11 protein-coding genes are annotated in these 15533 nt (G+C 33.7%); 7 read left to right on the top strand and 4 right to left on the bottom strand.

The genetic code is table 11. The features are described 5' to 3' along the window. The first annotated feature begins 78 nt into the window (after positions 1–78). The 3 genes from pyrH to AAYQ19_RS18585 all read left to right on the top strand — a co-directional run bounded on the left by pyrH (position 79) and on the right by AAYQ19_RS18585 (position 4033). The gene (gene pyrH / locus AAYQ19_RS18595; RefSeq protein WP_142451631.1) at positions 79–786 is read left to right on the top strand and encodes a UMP kinase; all 708 of its coding nucleotides are present in this window, start codon (positions 79–81) and stop codon (positions 784–786) included. A 68-nt stretch (positions 787–854) separates the two neighbouring features. After that, entirely contained in the window at positions 855–1418 is a 564-nt protein-coding gene (gene frr, locus AAYQ19_RS18590; RefSeq protein WP_026728365.1) for a ribosome recycling factor, read from the top strand. 119 nt (positions 1419–1537) lie between these two features. After that, entirely contained in the window at positions 1538–4033 is a 2496-nt protein-coding gene (locus AAYQ19_RS18585) for a DUF5686 family protein (protein WP_343538364.1), read from the top strand. A 181-nt stretch (positions 4034–4214) separates the two neighbouring features. Here AAYQ19_RS18585 and AAYQ19_RS18580 read toward each other — a convergent pair whose 3' ends face one another. From AAYQ19_RS18580 to AAYQ19_RS18565, 4 genes are all read right to left on the bottom strand, one after another. Further along, the gene (locus AAYQ19_RS18580; RefSeq protein ID WP_343538362.1) at positions 4215–6485 is read right to left on the bottom strand and encodes a cation:proton antiporter; all 2271 of its coding nucleotides are present in this window, start codon (positions 6483–6485) and stop codon (positions 4215–4217) included. A gap of 179 nt (positions 6486–6664) precedes the next feature. Beyond that, positions 6665–7384, bottom strand: coding sequence for a LytR/AlgR family response regulator transcription factor (locus AAYQ19_RS18575; RefSeq protein WP_343538360.1), 720 nt, complete (start codon positions 7382–7384; stop codon positions 6665–6667). Further along, a complete protein-coding gene (locus AAYQ19_RS18570) occupies positions 7347–8108 on the bottom strand; it encodes a sensor histidine kinase (RefSeq protein WP_343538358.1) in 762 nt (253 codons plus the stop codon). Before AAYQ19_RS18570 ends, AAYQ19_RS18575 begins: the two co-directional genes overlap by 38 nt. Positions 8109–8127: 19 nt before the next feature. Further along, positions 8128–8820 carry a hypothetical protein gene (locus AAYQ19_RS18565; protein ID WP_343538356.1) on the bottom strand — a complete coding sequence of 231 codons (693 nt, stop codon included), beginning with the start codon at positions 8818–8820 and terminating at the stop codon, positions 8128–8130. A gap of 241 nt (positions 8821–9061) precedes the next feature. On the opposite strand from AAYQ19_RS18565, the gene AAYQ19_RS18560 reads away from it, so the two are divergent. From AAYQ19_RS18560 to rpoN, 4 genes are all read left to right on the top strand, one after another. Continuing rightward, positions 9062–11428 carry an efflux RND transporter permease subunit gene (locus AAYQ19_RS18560; protein ID WP_343538354.1) on the top strand — a complete coding sequence of 789 codons (2367 nt, stop codon included), beginning with the start codon at positions 9062–9064 and terminating at the stop codon, positions 11426–11428. A gap of 260 nt (positions 11429–11688) precedes the next feature. After that, positions 11689–12108, top strand: coding sequence for an FEKKY domain-containing protein (locus tag AAYQ19_RS18555; RefSeq protein WP_343538352.1), 420 nt, complete (start codon positions 11689–11691; stop codon positions 12106–12108). A 238-nt stretch (positions 12109–12346) separates the two neighbouring features. Further along, on the top strand, positions 12347–13792 hold the full coding sequence (gene asnS, locus AAYQ19_RS18550) for an asparagine--tRNA ligase (protein ID WP_343538350.1): 1446 nt from the start codon (positions 12347–12349) through the stop codon (positions 13790–13792). A 137-nt stretch (positions 13793–13929) separates the two neighbouring features. Then, complete coding sequence (gene rpoN, locus AAYQ19_RS18545; RefSeq protein WP_343538348.1) at positions 13930–15390, top strand: RNA polymerase factor sigma-54; 1461 nt, start codon at positions 13930–13932, stop codon at positions 15388–15390. Positions 15391–15533 lie beyond the last annotated feature (143 nt).

Below are 15533 nucleotides of genomic sequence, written 5' to 3'. Positions count from 1 at the left end.
GCCCAATTATTTTTTTGTAAACATTATTTTTAAAAATCAGAATATGTCTATATTTGCACAAATTAACGCAACACAAACATGAAATATAAAAGAATTCTTCTGAAACTTAGCGGCGAGGCCTTAATGGGTGATTTACAATACGGAATTGACCCGAAAAGATTAGGCGAATATGCAGATGAAATCAAGCAGATTCACGATAAAGGAGTAGAAATTGCCATTGTTATTGGAGGAGGAAATATTTTTAGAGGCGTTGCTGGAGCAAGTTCAGGAATGGACAGAGTGCAAGGTGACTATATGGGAATGCTTGCAACTGTTATCAACGGAATGGCTTTGCAAGGCGCACTTGAAGACAAAGGAATGAAAACGCGTTTGCAGACTGCTTTGAAAATGGAATCTATTGCAGAACCATACATCAAAAGAAGGGCAGATCGTCACCTTGAAAAAGGAAGAATCGTAATTTTTGGTGCAGGAACTGGAAATCCATATTTCACAACAGATACGGCAGCAGTTTTAAGAGGAATCGAAATCAATGCTGACGTTATCCTTAAAGGAACACGTGTTGATGGAGTTTATGATTCTGATCCAGAAAAAAATGCTTCAGCAGTAAAATTCGACTTCATCTCTTTTGATGATGTATTGAAAAAAGGATTAAATGTAATGGATACGACCGCTTTTACATTGAGCCAAGAAAACAAATTGCCAATCGTTGTTTTTGATATGAACAAAATTGGAAACCTTTTGAAAATCTGCGCAGGCGAAAATATTGGAACTGTAGTTAATATATAGTCGCAGTTACAGTTTACAAGTCACAAGACTAAATTGAGAACTGAGAATAAAACTGAAAATCAAAAAAAATGAGTGAAGAAATAGATTTCATATTAGAAAGTACAGAAGAATCAATGAATGGTTCTATTGCGCATTTAGAAAAAGAATTTCTAAATATTCGTGCAGGAAAAGCTTCTCCAGCAATGCTTGGAGGTGTTTTTGTTGATTACTACGGAGCTGCTACGCCACTTTCTCAAGTATCTAAAATCAGTGTTCCAGATGCAAGAACAATTACTTTGCAACCGTTTGAAAAAAACATGTTGTCAGCAATTGAAAAAGCAATTATGGTTGCCAACATTGGTTTCAACCCAATGAATAATGGCGATGTTATCATCATCAGCGTACCGCCTTTGACAGAAGAACGTCGTCGTGATTTGGCAAAACAAGCAAAATCTGAGGCTGAAGATGCTAAAATTGGTATTCGCAACTCTCGTAAAGATGCCAATACTGACATTAAAAAATTAGAAAAAGAAGGAACTTCTGAAGACATCTGCAAATCTGCTGAAGAAGAAGTTCAAAACTTAACAAATGCTTACACTAAAAAAATTGATGAGTTATTGGCTGCAAAAGAAGCTGAAATCATGAAAGTGTAATTTTATTTGGCACAAAATGAAAAAAATCCGTTTGGCAAAATGTCCAGACGGATTTTTTTATTCTTATTTTTGCATACCAAAATCGCAATCTTTCCGTTTTTGAAACTATAACCCTCTGTATGAAGCTATTTTGTTTATTGACATTGTTTTTCACGCTTACTATTCAAGCGCAATTTCAAATAAACGGAATTGTTACAGATTCAAACAACAAACCCCTTCCTTTTGCGACCATAACAACACCAGACAACAATAATACTATTACGGATGTTGATGGGAAATTTGAGCTAAAGACCAATTCAAAAACTGCTACAATCGCTGTTTCTTATATTGGTTTTCAAACTAAAATTATTGCTGTAATCGAGAATAAAAAATTCTACGCCATTTCGCTTTCACAAAAAACAGATGACCTGAAAGAAGTTGTTATTTCAAATGAAAATCCAGCTTTAACCATTATCAAAAAAGTTATAGCAGAAAAAAACAAAAACAATCCGCAGAAAAAATTAAGCAGTTTTGAATTCAAAACCTACAACAAACTGATTGTTACAGCAAATCCAGATTCGATTGACGGCCGAATCGATTCTTCTGCGGCGTATAAAGATTTCAATAAAAAGGAAATAAACATCGATTCTTCTGATTACAAATTCAAAGAAATCATTAGCAAACAACATTTATTTCAAACCGAGAAAATTTCGCAATATCAATTTGGAAACAACAAATTGAAAGAAACTGTTTTAGGAACAAAAATCGCTGGTTTCAAAAATCCAATTTATGAAGTCATTGCTTTTAATCTGCAATCTATTTCTATTTACGACAACAAATATGAACTGTTTGAAACCAAATACGAAAATCCGATTTCAAACACGGCACCTTCAAACTACAATTACAAATTATTGGACACTGTGAACATAAAAGGACGCGAAACTTTTATGATTTACTTTAAAAACAAACAAAAAAGAAGAGCTTCTGGTCTAGAAGGCGTCTTGTATATTGACAAAGAAAATTTTGCTGTCGCTAAAGCCGTAATGCGAATTAAAGGGGTTTTGGACATCAGTGGCATTCACGAATTTGAGTATGTTCCAGAAGAAAAAATCTGGTTTCAAAGCAATACTACTTTCAAAATTGTGAAAGGAAAAAATGATGACGATATCAAAATTTTGGGTGGTACAATTCAATTTGATGGTGATGTCGAAGATAATTACGAACAGAGAAAAAAAGTTGCTTCAGATTTCACTTATTTAATTTCGGAAAGCAATAATTTTGATATTCATTACAATACAAATCAGCCAATAAAAAATCCTTCTCTTTATATTGAAATTAAAGATGATGCCAGCAAAAAACCAGAAGATTTCTGGAATGAGTACCGAAAAACTCCGTTGGATCTTAAAGGACAAAAAACATATCAATTGTTAGACAGTTTATCGGTAAGTCGAAGAATTGAAAAACGCTTAGGATTAGGCCGAAAAATCATTAATGGCTATCTTCCTCTTGGACCAATTGACCTTGATTTAAAGAAAATCATCAGCTATAACAATTACGAAGGTTTCCGTTTAGGGCTTGGAGGCATTACAAATGATCGTTTTTCTAAATTCTTCAGAATTGAAGGTTATGGCGCATACGGAACAAAAGACGGCGTTTTTAAATACAATTTAGGCGCTGGCGTTTTATTGGATAAAAACACCAATACTTGGCTGAATGGCTCGTATACTGATGATGTACGCGAGATTGCGAGTACCGTTTTTGCTGTTGATAAACGCGTTTTTAAAATTTATGATCCGAGGCCAATCAACATTAGTACTTTTTATCATTATAATAGTTGGAAAGCGAATATTCAAACCAAATTTATTCCGAAAACAGAAGCTGTTTTTGAGCTTGCACGAACTTATGTTGAGCCAAAATTTGATTATCTTTTCAACTATAATGGGCAATTGTATTCGAATTATGTTATGACCACTGCAATGGCTTCAATCGTTTGGGCGCCATTCAGTGATTTTATGCAAACGCCGACTGGAAGAACCGAATCTGACAAACGTTTTCCTAGATTTACTTTTCAATTCACGCAATCCTTGCCAAATGTTTTAGAAAACGATTTTACCTTCAGCAAAATAGATTTTAAAGCTGAATATGAAAAAAAATACCTGAACAAGCAGAAAACCAGCTTGCTCTTGCAGGGAGGTTACGCAATGGGTGATGTTCCTATTACGCATTTGTACAATACAATGCCAAATAACTTGACTAAAGAAACTGTTATGCAGCGTATTACTTTTGCTGGAAGAAACAGTTTTGAAACGATGTATTTTAATGAATTTTTCTCTAGCCAATATGTATTTTTTCAAGTAAAACATGGTTTTGACCGAATCAGAATTATGAGAAAAGTTCGTCCTTCTTTAGTATTAGTGACGAGAATGGCATGGGGAAATATGGAAAAACCGGAACAACATGTCGGTCCAGCTTACAAGACACTTGACAAAGGTTATTTTGAATCGGGAATTGAATTAAATCGCATTTTCAAAGGTTTCGGTTTAGGCGGATTTTATCGCTACGGACCCAATCAGTTATTGAAATTTGAAGATAATATTGCGGTTAAGATTTCTTATGTTATTGACTTGGGGCTCTAAATTCCAATACCTTTTAAACTCCAAATTTTAAATTCCAAATTCCAATCTAGTCTTTGAACATAAAAAACTTTGTAAAGTTTGAAACTTTGACAAAGTTCTAGAAATATCAAAAATAAAAACCCCAAATTCCAATCGCACTGCAATTAGAATTTGGGATTTTTATTTATTGAAATTTAACCCTTTAAGGTTTAAGAATCAAAACAGAAGGTGTATTGTTCAGCCAAGTGCTCTGCGACTCAATAAGTTTTTTCCAGCTGTCCAAACTTATAATCATTAAATTCTGGCTTTCTAAAAACTCTTTTTTGATGGTTCTATCATGCATAATCATAATATGATTTGGTGCAATTTGTTCGATCGAACGAATCGTTTCTTGAATATCACGTGTATTTTTTACTTCTCCGCTGGCATCTAAAACTGTAATTTGCGAACCATTATTATTGATTAGTTTTTTCGCATATTCAATAAGGAAAGCATCTTCTTTACTAAAAACCGGCATAAAAACACGATCGACTTCTTCTAAATCTTTATCAATAAAAATCCCAACTGGCATTTTGCTTTTTGTAATAATATGACGTGTTCTCTCATCAAAAGGATTATTTTCAAACAAGCCTTCTTTTCCTGTAAACTTATCGATCAAACGATCTGGATTTACAATTCGGGTTGTAAAGCCAAGAATTTTTCCAAGCAAAGTTCCTTCAAAAATAGATTGCCCCAAACCAACCAACAATAAATCATATTCGCCTTGATTTGCTGTGTCAATAATATCAGCATCGATATCATTGGTCACTTTAAAAACACTATTTATATTTTGATTCAAGCTCTTTGACTCTTCAATGACGGGAACCAACATTTTTCTTTCATGATCCTTTACATCAAATGAGTGTATTTCGGTACTCAATGACAAGTGCATGGCTGTAACCACTGAATTGTCTCCTTGTTTTTTAACTAAACTATTTGCAATTTTCAACAATTTCTTCCCTCTTTCTGGAGTTGCAAACGAGAGTAAAATCTTGTATTTGCTTTTGCTTCCAATTTCTTCCGGAACAACAGTCGCTTTATCTTTAAAAACAAAATTGATAAAATCTAAAGCTGGGCCAGTCATAAAGGTTGTAATAAGCGCCATGATTACCATCATTGTAAAAATCTCGGTCGATAAGACACCTAAATCATAACCAATATTCAATACCACCAATTCCATCAAACCTCGGGTATTCATCAAAGCTCCAATTGCCAAACTGTCTTTCCAGTTTTGTCCGACGAATTTTGCCGCTAAAGCACTTCCAAAAAATTTCCCAGCAACTGCCACCACAATTATAATTCCTGTGATTTCCCATAATGCTGGATCATTCAACAATCCGATTTGCGTACGCAAACCTGTGAACACGAAAAACAATGGAAGAAGTACAATAATCGAAACGTCTTCAACTTTTTCAATAAAAATATTTCTGAATTTACTGTTTTCCGGCATAATTGCTCCAGCCAAAAAAGCACCAAATAAAGCATGAATTCCGATTAATTCTGCTGCATAAGCAGAAAATAAAAGCGTCAAAAAGAAAATTGCAACCACTGGTTTATTCAAACTTTCGCGAGTTGAATTCAAATCTCCAACACGTTTCAAGAACGGGCGAACAATTTTCAACATGATAATCACGTACAAAATTGCCAGACCAATTACATATAATGAACTTGCTAATGAACCTGCTTTTACAATAGCAATTACAACCGCTAGAATACACCAAGCCGTGATATCATCTGCAGCGGCGCAAGTGATGGCAATAGTTCCTAATTTGGTTTTTTGAAGACCTCGCTCCTGCACTATTCGGGCTAAAACCGGAAAAGCCGTAATACTCATGGCGATTCCCATAAATAATCCGAAAGAAGAAAAAGCAACTCCCTCAGGAGCAAAAGTTCCATAAATAAAATAAGCCAAAACCAATCCTAGTGCAAACGGAATAACAATACTCGCGTGACTGATTACAACAGCATCGTGTGCTTTATTTTTTAAAACTTTCAAATCCAATTCCATTCCGATTACGAACATGAAAAGAATCAAACCAATCTGGCTTAAAAACTGAAGATTCCCTAAGGATTCTTTTGGGAATAAAGCTGCTGAAAACTCCGGAAAATACATTCCCACCAAAGACGGCCCTAAAACAATCCCGGCAATCATTTCACCAATTACAGATGGCTGTCCGATTTTTCTAAAAAACCATCCAAACAAACGTGCAACTAAAATAATCGTCACGATCTGCGCTAATAGAATGGCAAGCGGATGCTGTAAATTTTCAACCATGGAATGCAAGAAATCATTCCAATGATTGCTTTCTATTTTTTTCTCTAAAACATTTCGACCAACTTCAAGCGATGCACCTTGAGAAATAATCCAATAAATTAGAGTAGTAAAACCACCAATAACAGTAATGTAAAATAAGGAGTTTTTAAAGTTATTCATAACTCATTTTTTAAAATTATGAAACAAATATCAGAAGTCCATTTTACTTGAAAAAGCAATTTTCCTGCTAATTTTCAATGTATGTAATAAGTCTGCAAAACTTTGTAATAAGTTAATTTTTTTAACAAAACTTCACTTTAGTGGGCTTCGACTTCGCTCAGCCTTACACCACCTAAAACTTATAATTTCACTTTTTTCAAAAAGTCTGCGCGATAGGTTTCGCTCAAAATCATAGTTGCGTTTTTATTATTTTCTTCCAGATGATGCAATACAATTTCGTTGTGATTGAAGAATTTTATGGCTTTTACGGCAATAATTTCTTTTTTATTTACACGACAAAAATCAGCTTCAGGAAGCTCTTTTAAAAGCGTGTCGAATTTTATGTTTTTCAAATTCAAAAAACTGCCGTCGGTCAGTAAAACTGTTTTGTCACGACTATCACTCAAAGCTGTTTTGATGTATTGAATTTGGTTAAAATAAAGCAAGGTTTTGCCTTTGTCTGTATTAAGCTGAATGAATTTTTTCTTCGTATCTGGTTTTTCAAATCGTTCAATTGCTTTCGAAATCGCTTTTTGCAGACGCTCCAATTTTACAGGTTTTGTGATATAATCGACAGCATCGATATTAAAAGCATCAGCTGCATATTCTTTGTACGCCGTGCAAAAAATCACTAATTTATCTTGAAGCATTTCTGCCAAATGCAATCCGTCGATTCCTGGCATTTCGATATCCGAAATCAGCAAATCAAAATCAAGATCAGCATAATCCGATAAAAGTTTTTCAGGGTCATTGCATGTTTTTACAATTTCCAATTCTGGAATTTGCTCACAAAGCATTTTCAAGTACGTCAATCCCGGAAGCTCATCGTCCAGAAGCAAGCATTTCAGTTTTGTATCCAAGTAAATCTATTTTTAAATGAGCAATATAAACGTCGTTTTCTACAAACTTATCCAATTTGAAATTATTCTTGTAGATGATTCGCAAGCGGTGTTCCAAAGTTGCATGACCAAAACCGCTTCGTTCTTTTTTCAATACTTTTTTATCCGAAATTTTATTAGAAACCGTCATAAAAAAAGCATTATCTCTAAACTCAAAAACAACCGAAATAAAAGCATCAGCACTTTGAAGATCGGCATGTTTAAAAGCATTTTCGATCAAATCGATGGAAATTAAAGGCGCTAATAGAGGCTGATCATAAAGCTTATCTTCTTTATTGATATTAGTTTTTATTTTCAATTCAAAAAGCGGACTGATTTTGATTTTATTGATTTCGATTAAATTCAATGCAAAATCAATTTCTTCTTTTGCAGTCACAAATTTCTTTTTGCTTTCATATAAGATATAATCCAACACGTTTGCCAATTTATCCAGTGCAAAATATGTTTGATATGCATGCGACTGAATTGAATTTAGAATATTCTTGAACAAATGCGGATTCAGTTTAGATTCTAAAGTTTCCAATTGCAAGTCATTTACTTTTACTTCAAGTGCATAAAAACTTTTTTCAGCATCTTCTTTTGCTTTTTTTGCCTGCACCAATTGGTAAATCATAAAACAAATTATGACAACAAGCAATAAAAGAATTGCCAGAAAAATAAAAGTTGTGGTGTTGTTTTGCTGCATAATGGCCTAAATAAAATAACTAACTAGAAAACACGATTCTTTTTGAACCGCAACAAATTTTACCTTCGGACACAAACAAAACTAATTCATAGTCTTTATTCTTTTGATAAAATTTCATTTTATACTCTTGAAAAATCTGTGTTGCAGATAAAAATTCCATTAACCTAAAAGAATTATTGAAACCGTAATTTTGAATGAAATCTAAATTAATCCATTTCAGATGAATCGGATTATTAGACAAATCTTTCATAGAGAATTCATTATTTTTCAAAAATGAAAAAGACTTTTTTTCATTCGTAAAAAACACATCAAGTTCAGATAACGATTTTTTAAAATGATCTATAATCTTAACTTCAATTTTTTCGGAAATCACAGCTTTACTAAATTCAGAATTCAAGTAATCCATAATTTCTTTTAACAAATCAAAATCATCTGTTTTTTCGGCGATATAATCTCCTCTAAAATTCATTTTCAAAAACCGCATCAATAACTGGTTATCAATCTTTTTGAGATTAATGGTGTATTCAAGTATATCACCTTTGAAAACTTCTTTAAAACTAATGATCAAACTTGAACTAAAATCATCCTCAAGAAGGGTTACTTTTGTTTGATTGCCAAGTAAATAATTATAAACAATACTTGATTCCTGACTTGAAGAACTATTTCCAAATCTTCTAGTTTCATTTAAAATCAAAATTACTTTTTCTATCATTATCACTTTTAGTTTTTCAATAACTAAAGACGAATTTCAAATAAACTCGACATTCAATTTGCTTTTTCACATGTAAAATTAGCTACAAATATGCGAAAAGCTAATGATTAAACAGCAAAAAACAAGAAAATCATCACAATTGAAAAACTTGCAAAATTGTGTTAACATTGCGTAAAATACAATCGATTGTTTATGATTTTGAGGCATTTTCACTACATTTGCAACCATTTTTAAAGAATTTATGAAAAACGCTATTCAAGTTGGGTTCTGGGAGAAATTGGCCCGAATTATACTTAAAAACAGAATAACAATTCTGGTTTTGCTTTCTGCATTAACTATTTTTCTTGGTTTTCAGTGGAAAAACCTTTCTATGACTTATACCGAAGCAAACTTGCTTCCAAAAGATCATATTGCCAATAAAGACTATCAAAAATTCCTTGACAAATTTGGGGAAGAAGGAAATCTTATTGTCATAGGTTTTAAAGACCCGAAATTCTTTACTCCAAAAAACTACGCTGCTTGGAACGAATTGATGACAGGTTTGAAAAAATCAAAAGAAGTTGATTTAGTAGTTTCATTAAACGATTTAAAAAAACTAGAAAAAGATACGATAAACGAAAAATTCGTTTTAAGTCCGTTTATTGACCAAAGCAAAGCGCTTGATCCTGCCTATTTAAAAAGCGTTCAATATGATTTGTTTCATAATTTGCCTTTTTACGAAGGACTTTTATTCAACAAAGAAAGCGGAAGCGTTCGTTCGGCAGTTTACATCAACAAAGCTTTAGTAAATACGCCAGAAAGAAAAACTTTCATTTTAGAAAATCTTGTTCCGAAAATCGATAAATTCGAAAAAACAACTGGAATCGATTTGAAAGTTTCGGGAATGCCATACATCAGAACCATCAATGCTGATGATATGAAAGGCGAAATCGGACTTTTCATCGGCGCTGCTTTATTAACGGTTTCATTGATTTTCTTTTTCTTTTTCCGTTCGTTCAGAGCGACTTTTATTTCAATTTGCATTTTAATTGTCGGCGTAATCTGGTCATTCGGAACTCTTGGATTATTTGGTTATAAAATCACGATTTTAACCGCGATTATTCCACCGCTGATTATCGTAATCGGAATTACAAACTGTATTTTCTTGATCAATAAATATCAGCAAGAAATCAAATTGCACAACAATCAGGCAAAAGCTTTACAACGTGTTATTTCTAAAATTGGAGTTTCGACTTTGATGACGAATTTGACAACGGCGATTGGTTTTGCAACCTTTATGATCACACAAAACGACTTGCTTTTTGAGTTTGGATTAGTTACTTCAATTAATGTTATTTCTGTTTATTTATTGACACTGTTTATTGTGCCAATTATCTACAGTTTCATGCCTCTTCCAAAAGAAAAGCATTTATACCATTTGACGAAAACTTACATTTCAACTTTATTGAACGTTGTTGAAGATTTGGTAAAAACAAAACGTAAAATCGTTTATATCGTTTACGCTTTGCTTTTGGTTTTCAGTGTAATTGGAGTTGCTCAAATGAAAGTTTCAGGAAGTTTGATTGGTGAAATGCCAAAAAGCGCTTCTTTCTTTAAAGATATTTTATTCTACGAAAAAGAATTCAACGGCGTAATGCCATTGGAAATCATGATTGACACCAAAAAGAAAAAAGGTGTTATGAAAGCTTCAACCATTCGTAAAATGGATGAATTGCAAAATACAATTGCTGAAATTCCAGAATTGGCAAAACCGGTTTCTGTGGTGAATTTGGTTAAATATTCGAAACAAGCTTTCTATAATGGAAACCCAGAATATTACCAATTGCCAACGTCGCAAGAGCAAGCTTTTATTTTGAGCTACGCCAAAAATGCAACGAAAAACAGCAAAGAAAACTTAATGAAAGCTTATGTTGATTCGACTGGACAATACGCGAGAATCACCACTTTCATGAAAGATATTGGAACGGATGAAATGGCGAAAGTGGAGAAAAAATTAAACTCAAAAATTGCTGAGATTTTCCCAAAAGACCGTTATGAAGTTACCGTTACCGGAAAAGCATTGGTTTTCCAAAAAGGAACATCATATTTAGTAGACAACTTGATTGAATCTTTGATTTTTGCGATTGCTGTAATTGCTATTTTGATGCTGTATTTATTTAGATCTTTCAAAATGGTAATGGCTTCGGTAATTACAAATATTTTACCGCTTTGCATTACGTCTGGATTAATGGGTTATTTCGGAATTCCGTTAAAACCTTCAACGATTTTAGTATTTAGTATTGCATTCGGAATCTCGGTTGATAATGCGATTCAGTTTATGGCGAAATATCGACACGACTTCCTTCAAAGTGGCGGAAAAGTAAAAAAATCGGTTTTCAGTGCTTTAAGAGAAACTGGAATCAGTACTTTTTATACTTCTGTCGTTTTGATTTTAGGTTTTGCAACTTTTACATTATCAAGCTTCAGCGGAACGATTGCTTTGGGAGGATTAATTTCTTGTACTTTGGCTTTTGCGATGTTTGCTAACTTGGTTGTTTTACCTTCTTTGGTTTTGACTTTTGAGAAGAAGAAAACTAAGAAAGAGGAATTGGAGAATTTGGAGAAGTAATTTTATATGCCACTAATTTCACGAATTGACACAAATTAAAAATACTGATCTTTGTCAAAGTTTAAAACTTTGACAAAGATTTACCACAATCTTGTCATTTCGACGAAGGAGAAATCACACTCGAAACTCGACAAAGATTGGCGAATTTCATTGCGGATTTACTAGTGCGATTTCTCCTTCGTCGAAATGACAAAAATGCGCTTAAAACAAAATGAGACGTAAAAACTTCATTTGGAACGTTGAATTATTAGTTATGTAATATGAGAAGCACAATAACTTTTATTTTATTTATGCTTTCTGTTGTATCATACGGACAAGAAAATTCATTAAGTGATGAGATTCTAAATTCAAGTGGCGCAAACAGGGTTGAGTTTGCAGATGGAGAATTCGAAATTCAAAAATTGGCAAAAGAAGATATAAAAAATCAAACTCCATTTTTACTTTTACAAGGAGGAATAAATCAATTGATTACCTCATCAGATTGTGAATTTGAAAAGAAGTTTAACGTTTATTTTTTTAACTATGGCTGTTCCGCACCCAGCGAAATTGTTGAAAGCACTTACAACAAAGTAATTTTCGATTATCTATATTCCAAATTTGGAAAAATTTGGATAACGCAAATCAGGAAAGACATTCCAGGGTTTAAAGAATTTAAAAAAGGAAAAAGAATCTTAAAATAAAAAATTACAAAGTTTGCTATTCCCAGGAATGACAAAAAAACACATAAAAATAAGAAGTAAAAAAGCTTCTTTTGAAACCGAATGCCCTAGCCCCGATAGAAGCGGCATCCTTTCTATTTTTTCTTTAAAAATAGAAAGATATAGCGGATAGCGGGAAACAGCTTCAAAAATTAATTATTATCGATTATATTTGCAGTTGTTCAAAATGAATATTACTTAATATCAATTATATATAAAAATGAAACACACAAAAGTTAGAGACTTATTAAACAGTACGACGACGTTACAGGAAGTGAATGCAAAAGGATGGGTGAGAACTTTTAGAAATAATCAGTTCATCGCTTTAAATGACGGTTCTACAATTAATAATATTCAATGTGTTGTTGATTTTGAAAATACACCAGAAGAAACTTTAAAAAGAATCACTACTGGAGCTGCAGTTTCTGTAATTGGAACTTTGGTTGAAAGTCAGGGTGCTGGTCAGAAATATGAAATTCAGGTTTCTAAATTGGAAATCCTTGGAGATTCTGATGCTGAAAAATTCCCAATGCAACCTAAAAAACACTCTTTGGAATTTTTACGTGAAAACGCTCACTTACGCGTGCGTACAAATGCTTTCGGTGCCATTATGCGTGTGCGTTCGGTATTGTCTTATGCAGTTCACAGCTATTTCCAACAAAAAGGTTTCGTGTATGTAAACACGCCAATTATCACTGGAGCTGATGCTGAAGGTGCTGGAGAAATGTTCCAAGTAACATCTTTGCCACTTGACAACTTGCCAAAAAATGAAGAAGGAAACATCGATTTCAAAAAAGATTTCTTTGGAAAACATACAAACCTTACAGTTTCTGGACAATTAGAAGGAGAAACTTTTGCAATGGCTTTGGGTCAGATTTATACTTTTGGACCAACGTTTAGAGCAGAAAACTCAAACACTTCTCGTCACTTGGCAGAATTCTGGATGATCGAGCCTGAAGTTGCTTTCAACGACCTTGACGACAACATGGATTTGGCTGAAGATTTTATTCAGTATGTAATTAAATATGCTTTGGACAACTGTAAAGACGATTTGGCTTTCTTGGAAGGAAGACTTTTAGAAGAAGAAAAATCAAAACCACAGGCAGAAAGAAGCGAAATGGCGTTGTTAGAAAAACTAAACTTCGTTTTAGAAAACAACTTCAAACGTGTTTCTTATACTGAGGCAATCGACATTTTAAGAGATTCAACTCCAAATAAAAAGAAGAAATTCCAATACCTTATCACAGAATGGGGAGCTGATTTACAATCAGAGCACGAGCGTTATTTAGTAGAAAAACACTTTAAATGCCCAGTAATCTTATACGATTACCCAGCAAACATTAAAGCGTTTTACATGCGTTTGAACGACAACACAGAACCAGGAAGAGAAACGGTTCGCGCAATGGATATCCTATTCCCTGGAATTGGAGAAATCGTTGGTGGTTCTGAAAGAGAAGAGCGTTACGACGTTTTAGTACAGAAAATGGAAGCGCTTGGAATTGACAAAGAAGAATTATACTGGTATTTAGACACAAGAAGATTTGGTTCTGCAACACACGCAGGTTTCGGTTTAGGATTTGAGCGTTTGGTATTGTTTGTAACAGGAATGACAAACATTAGAGACGTAATTCCTTTCCCAAGAACTCCTGGAAGTGCAGAATTTTAATCTAAGGTTCTAAGGTACTGAGGTACTAAGATTCTAAGGTTTTGAAATATAAATAAAAAATAATTTAAATACGAATTCAATTCGTCAACATAAGTTACTTAGCGCCTTAGCGCCTTAGTACCTTAGCACCTTTTTCTATGCTAAAGCAATTTTTAAATTTAAAATTATCCCAAAAATTATCTCCACAGCAAATTCAGCTGATGAAGTTAATTCAATTGCCTACGCAAGCTTTTGAACAACGTTTATTAGAAGAAATGAACGAAAATCCGGCGCTTGAAGCTGGAAAAGAAGAAGAATACGAAGCTGACGACTATGCTAATGAAGACTACGACGATTATGATGATGCAGAATCAGACAGAATCGAAGCAGACGACATTAATATTGACGAATATTTAAGCGACGATGATACGCCTGACTACAAAACGCAGGTAAACAATTACAGTGACGACGAGGAACGCGAAACACCTTTTGCAGCTCCGATTAGTTTTCATCAAGATTTAATCAATCAGTTGAATACTTTTATTTTGAATGATCAGGAACGTGAAATTGCTGAATTCTTAGTTGGAAGTATTGATGATATGGGCTACATCCGCAGAAGTATTCCGGATATTGTTGACGACATGGCTTTTACTCAGGGAATTTACACTGACGAAGCAATGGTCGAAAAAATGATGACCGTGATTCATGAATTGGAACCTTCGGGAGTCGGCGCGCGTGATTTGCAAGAATGCTTGTTGCTTCAATTAAAACATAAAACCCCAACGGAATATGTTGATTTAGCGATTGACATTATCGAAAATCAGTTTGATGCTTTTACGAAGAAACATTACGATAAACTTTTACAGAAATACGGAGTTTCAAACGAACAGCTTAAGAAAGCGATTCACGAAATCGAAAGACTGAACCCAAAACCAGGCGGTTCTTTTACAGGAAATAATAAAGTTACTGAAAATGTTGTTCCAGATTTCGCTATCAGAATTGTTGACGGCGAACTTGAACTAACTTTAAACGGACGTAACGCTCCTTCTCTGCACGTTTCTAAAGATTATCAGGAAATGATGCAGACGTATAAGGAATCTCGTGATAAATCGACTGCTCAGAAAGATGCGGTTCAATTCATCAAACAAAAGCTGGATTCGGCTAAATGGTTTATCGATGCGATCAGACAACGTCAAGAAACGCTTTTTGTAACGATGAATGCGATTATGCATTATCAAGAAGAATATTTCTTAGACGGCGACGAAACCAAACTAAAACCAATGATCTTGAAAGATATTGCAGATATGGTTGGTTTGGATATTTCGACGATTTCGCGTGTAGCAAACAGCAAATATGTTGAAACGCCTTACGGAACAAAACTAATCAAAGAATTCTTCTCTGAAGCAATGAAAAACGATCAAGGAGAAGATGTTTCGACTCTTGAAATCAAAAAAATTCTTCAAAACACAATTGAAGAAGAAGATAAAAGAAAACCGCTTCCAGACGATCAATTGGCAGAAATCCTAAAAGAAAAAGGATATCCAATTGCAAGGAGAACGATTGCTAAATACCGTGAACAGCTTGATATTCCGGTGGCGAGAATGAGAAAGAAAATTTAAACTTTCTTTTATAAACCATATAAGAAATATAAGTTCATTTAAAATTTATAGCCCGTCAAATTTATATTTGACGGGCTTTTTTTTGCTTTTCACATTTGAACATTTACGCATTACGCATTTGAACTGGACTGAAGTCCAGCCCT

The organism is Flavobacterium mesophilum (assembly GCF_039581405.1).
GTDB lineage: Bacteria > Bacteroidota > Bacteroidia > Flavobacteriales > Flavobacteriaceae > Flavobacterium.
The sequence above is the reverse complement of the archived record's forward strand: the minus strand, read 5'-3'. Positions and strand labels throughout refer to the sequence as shown.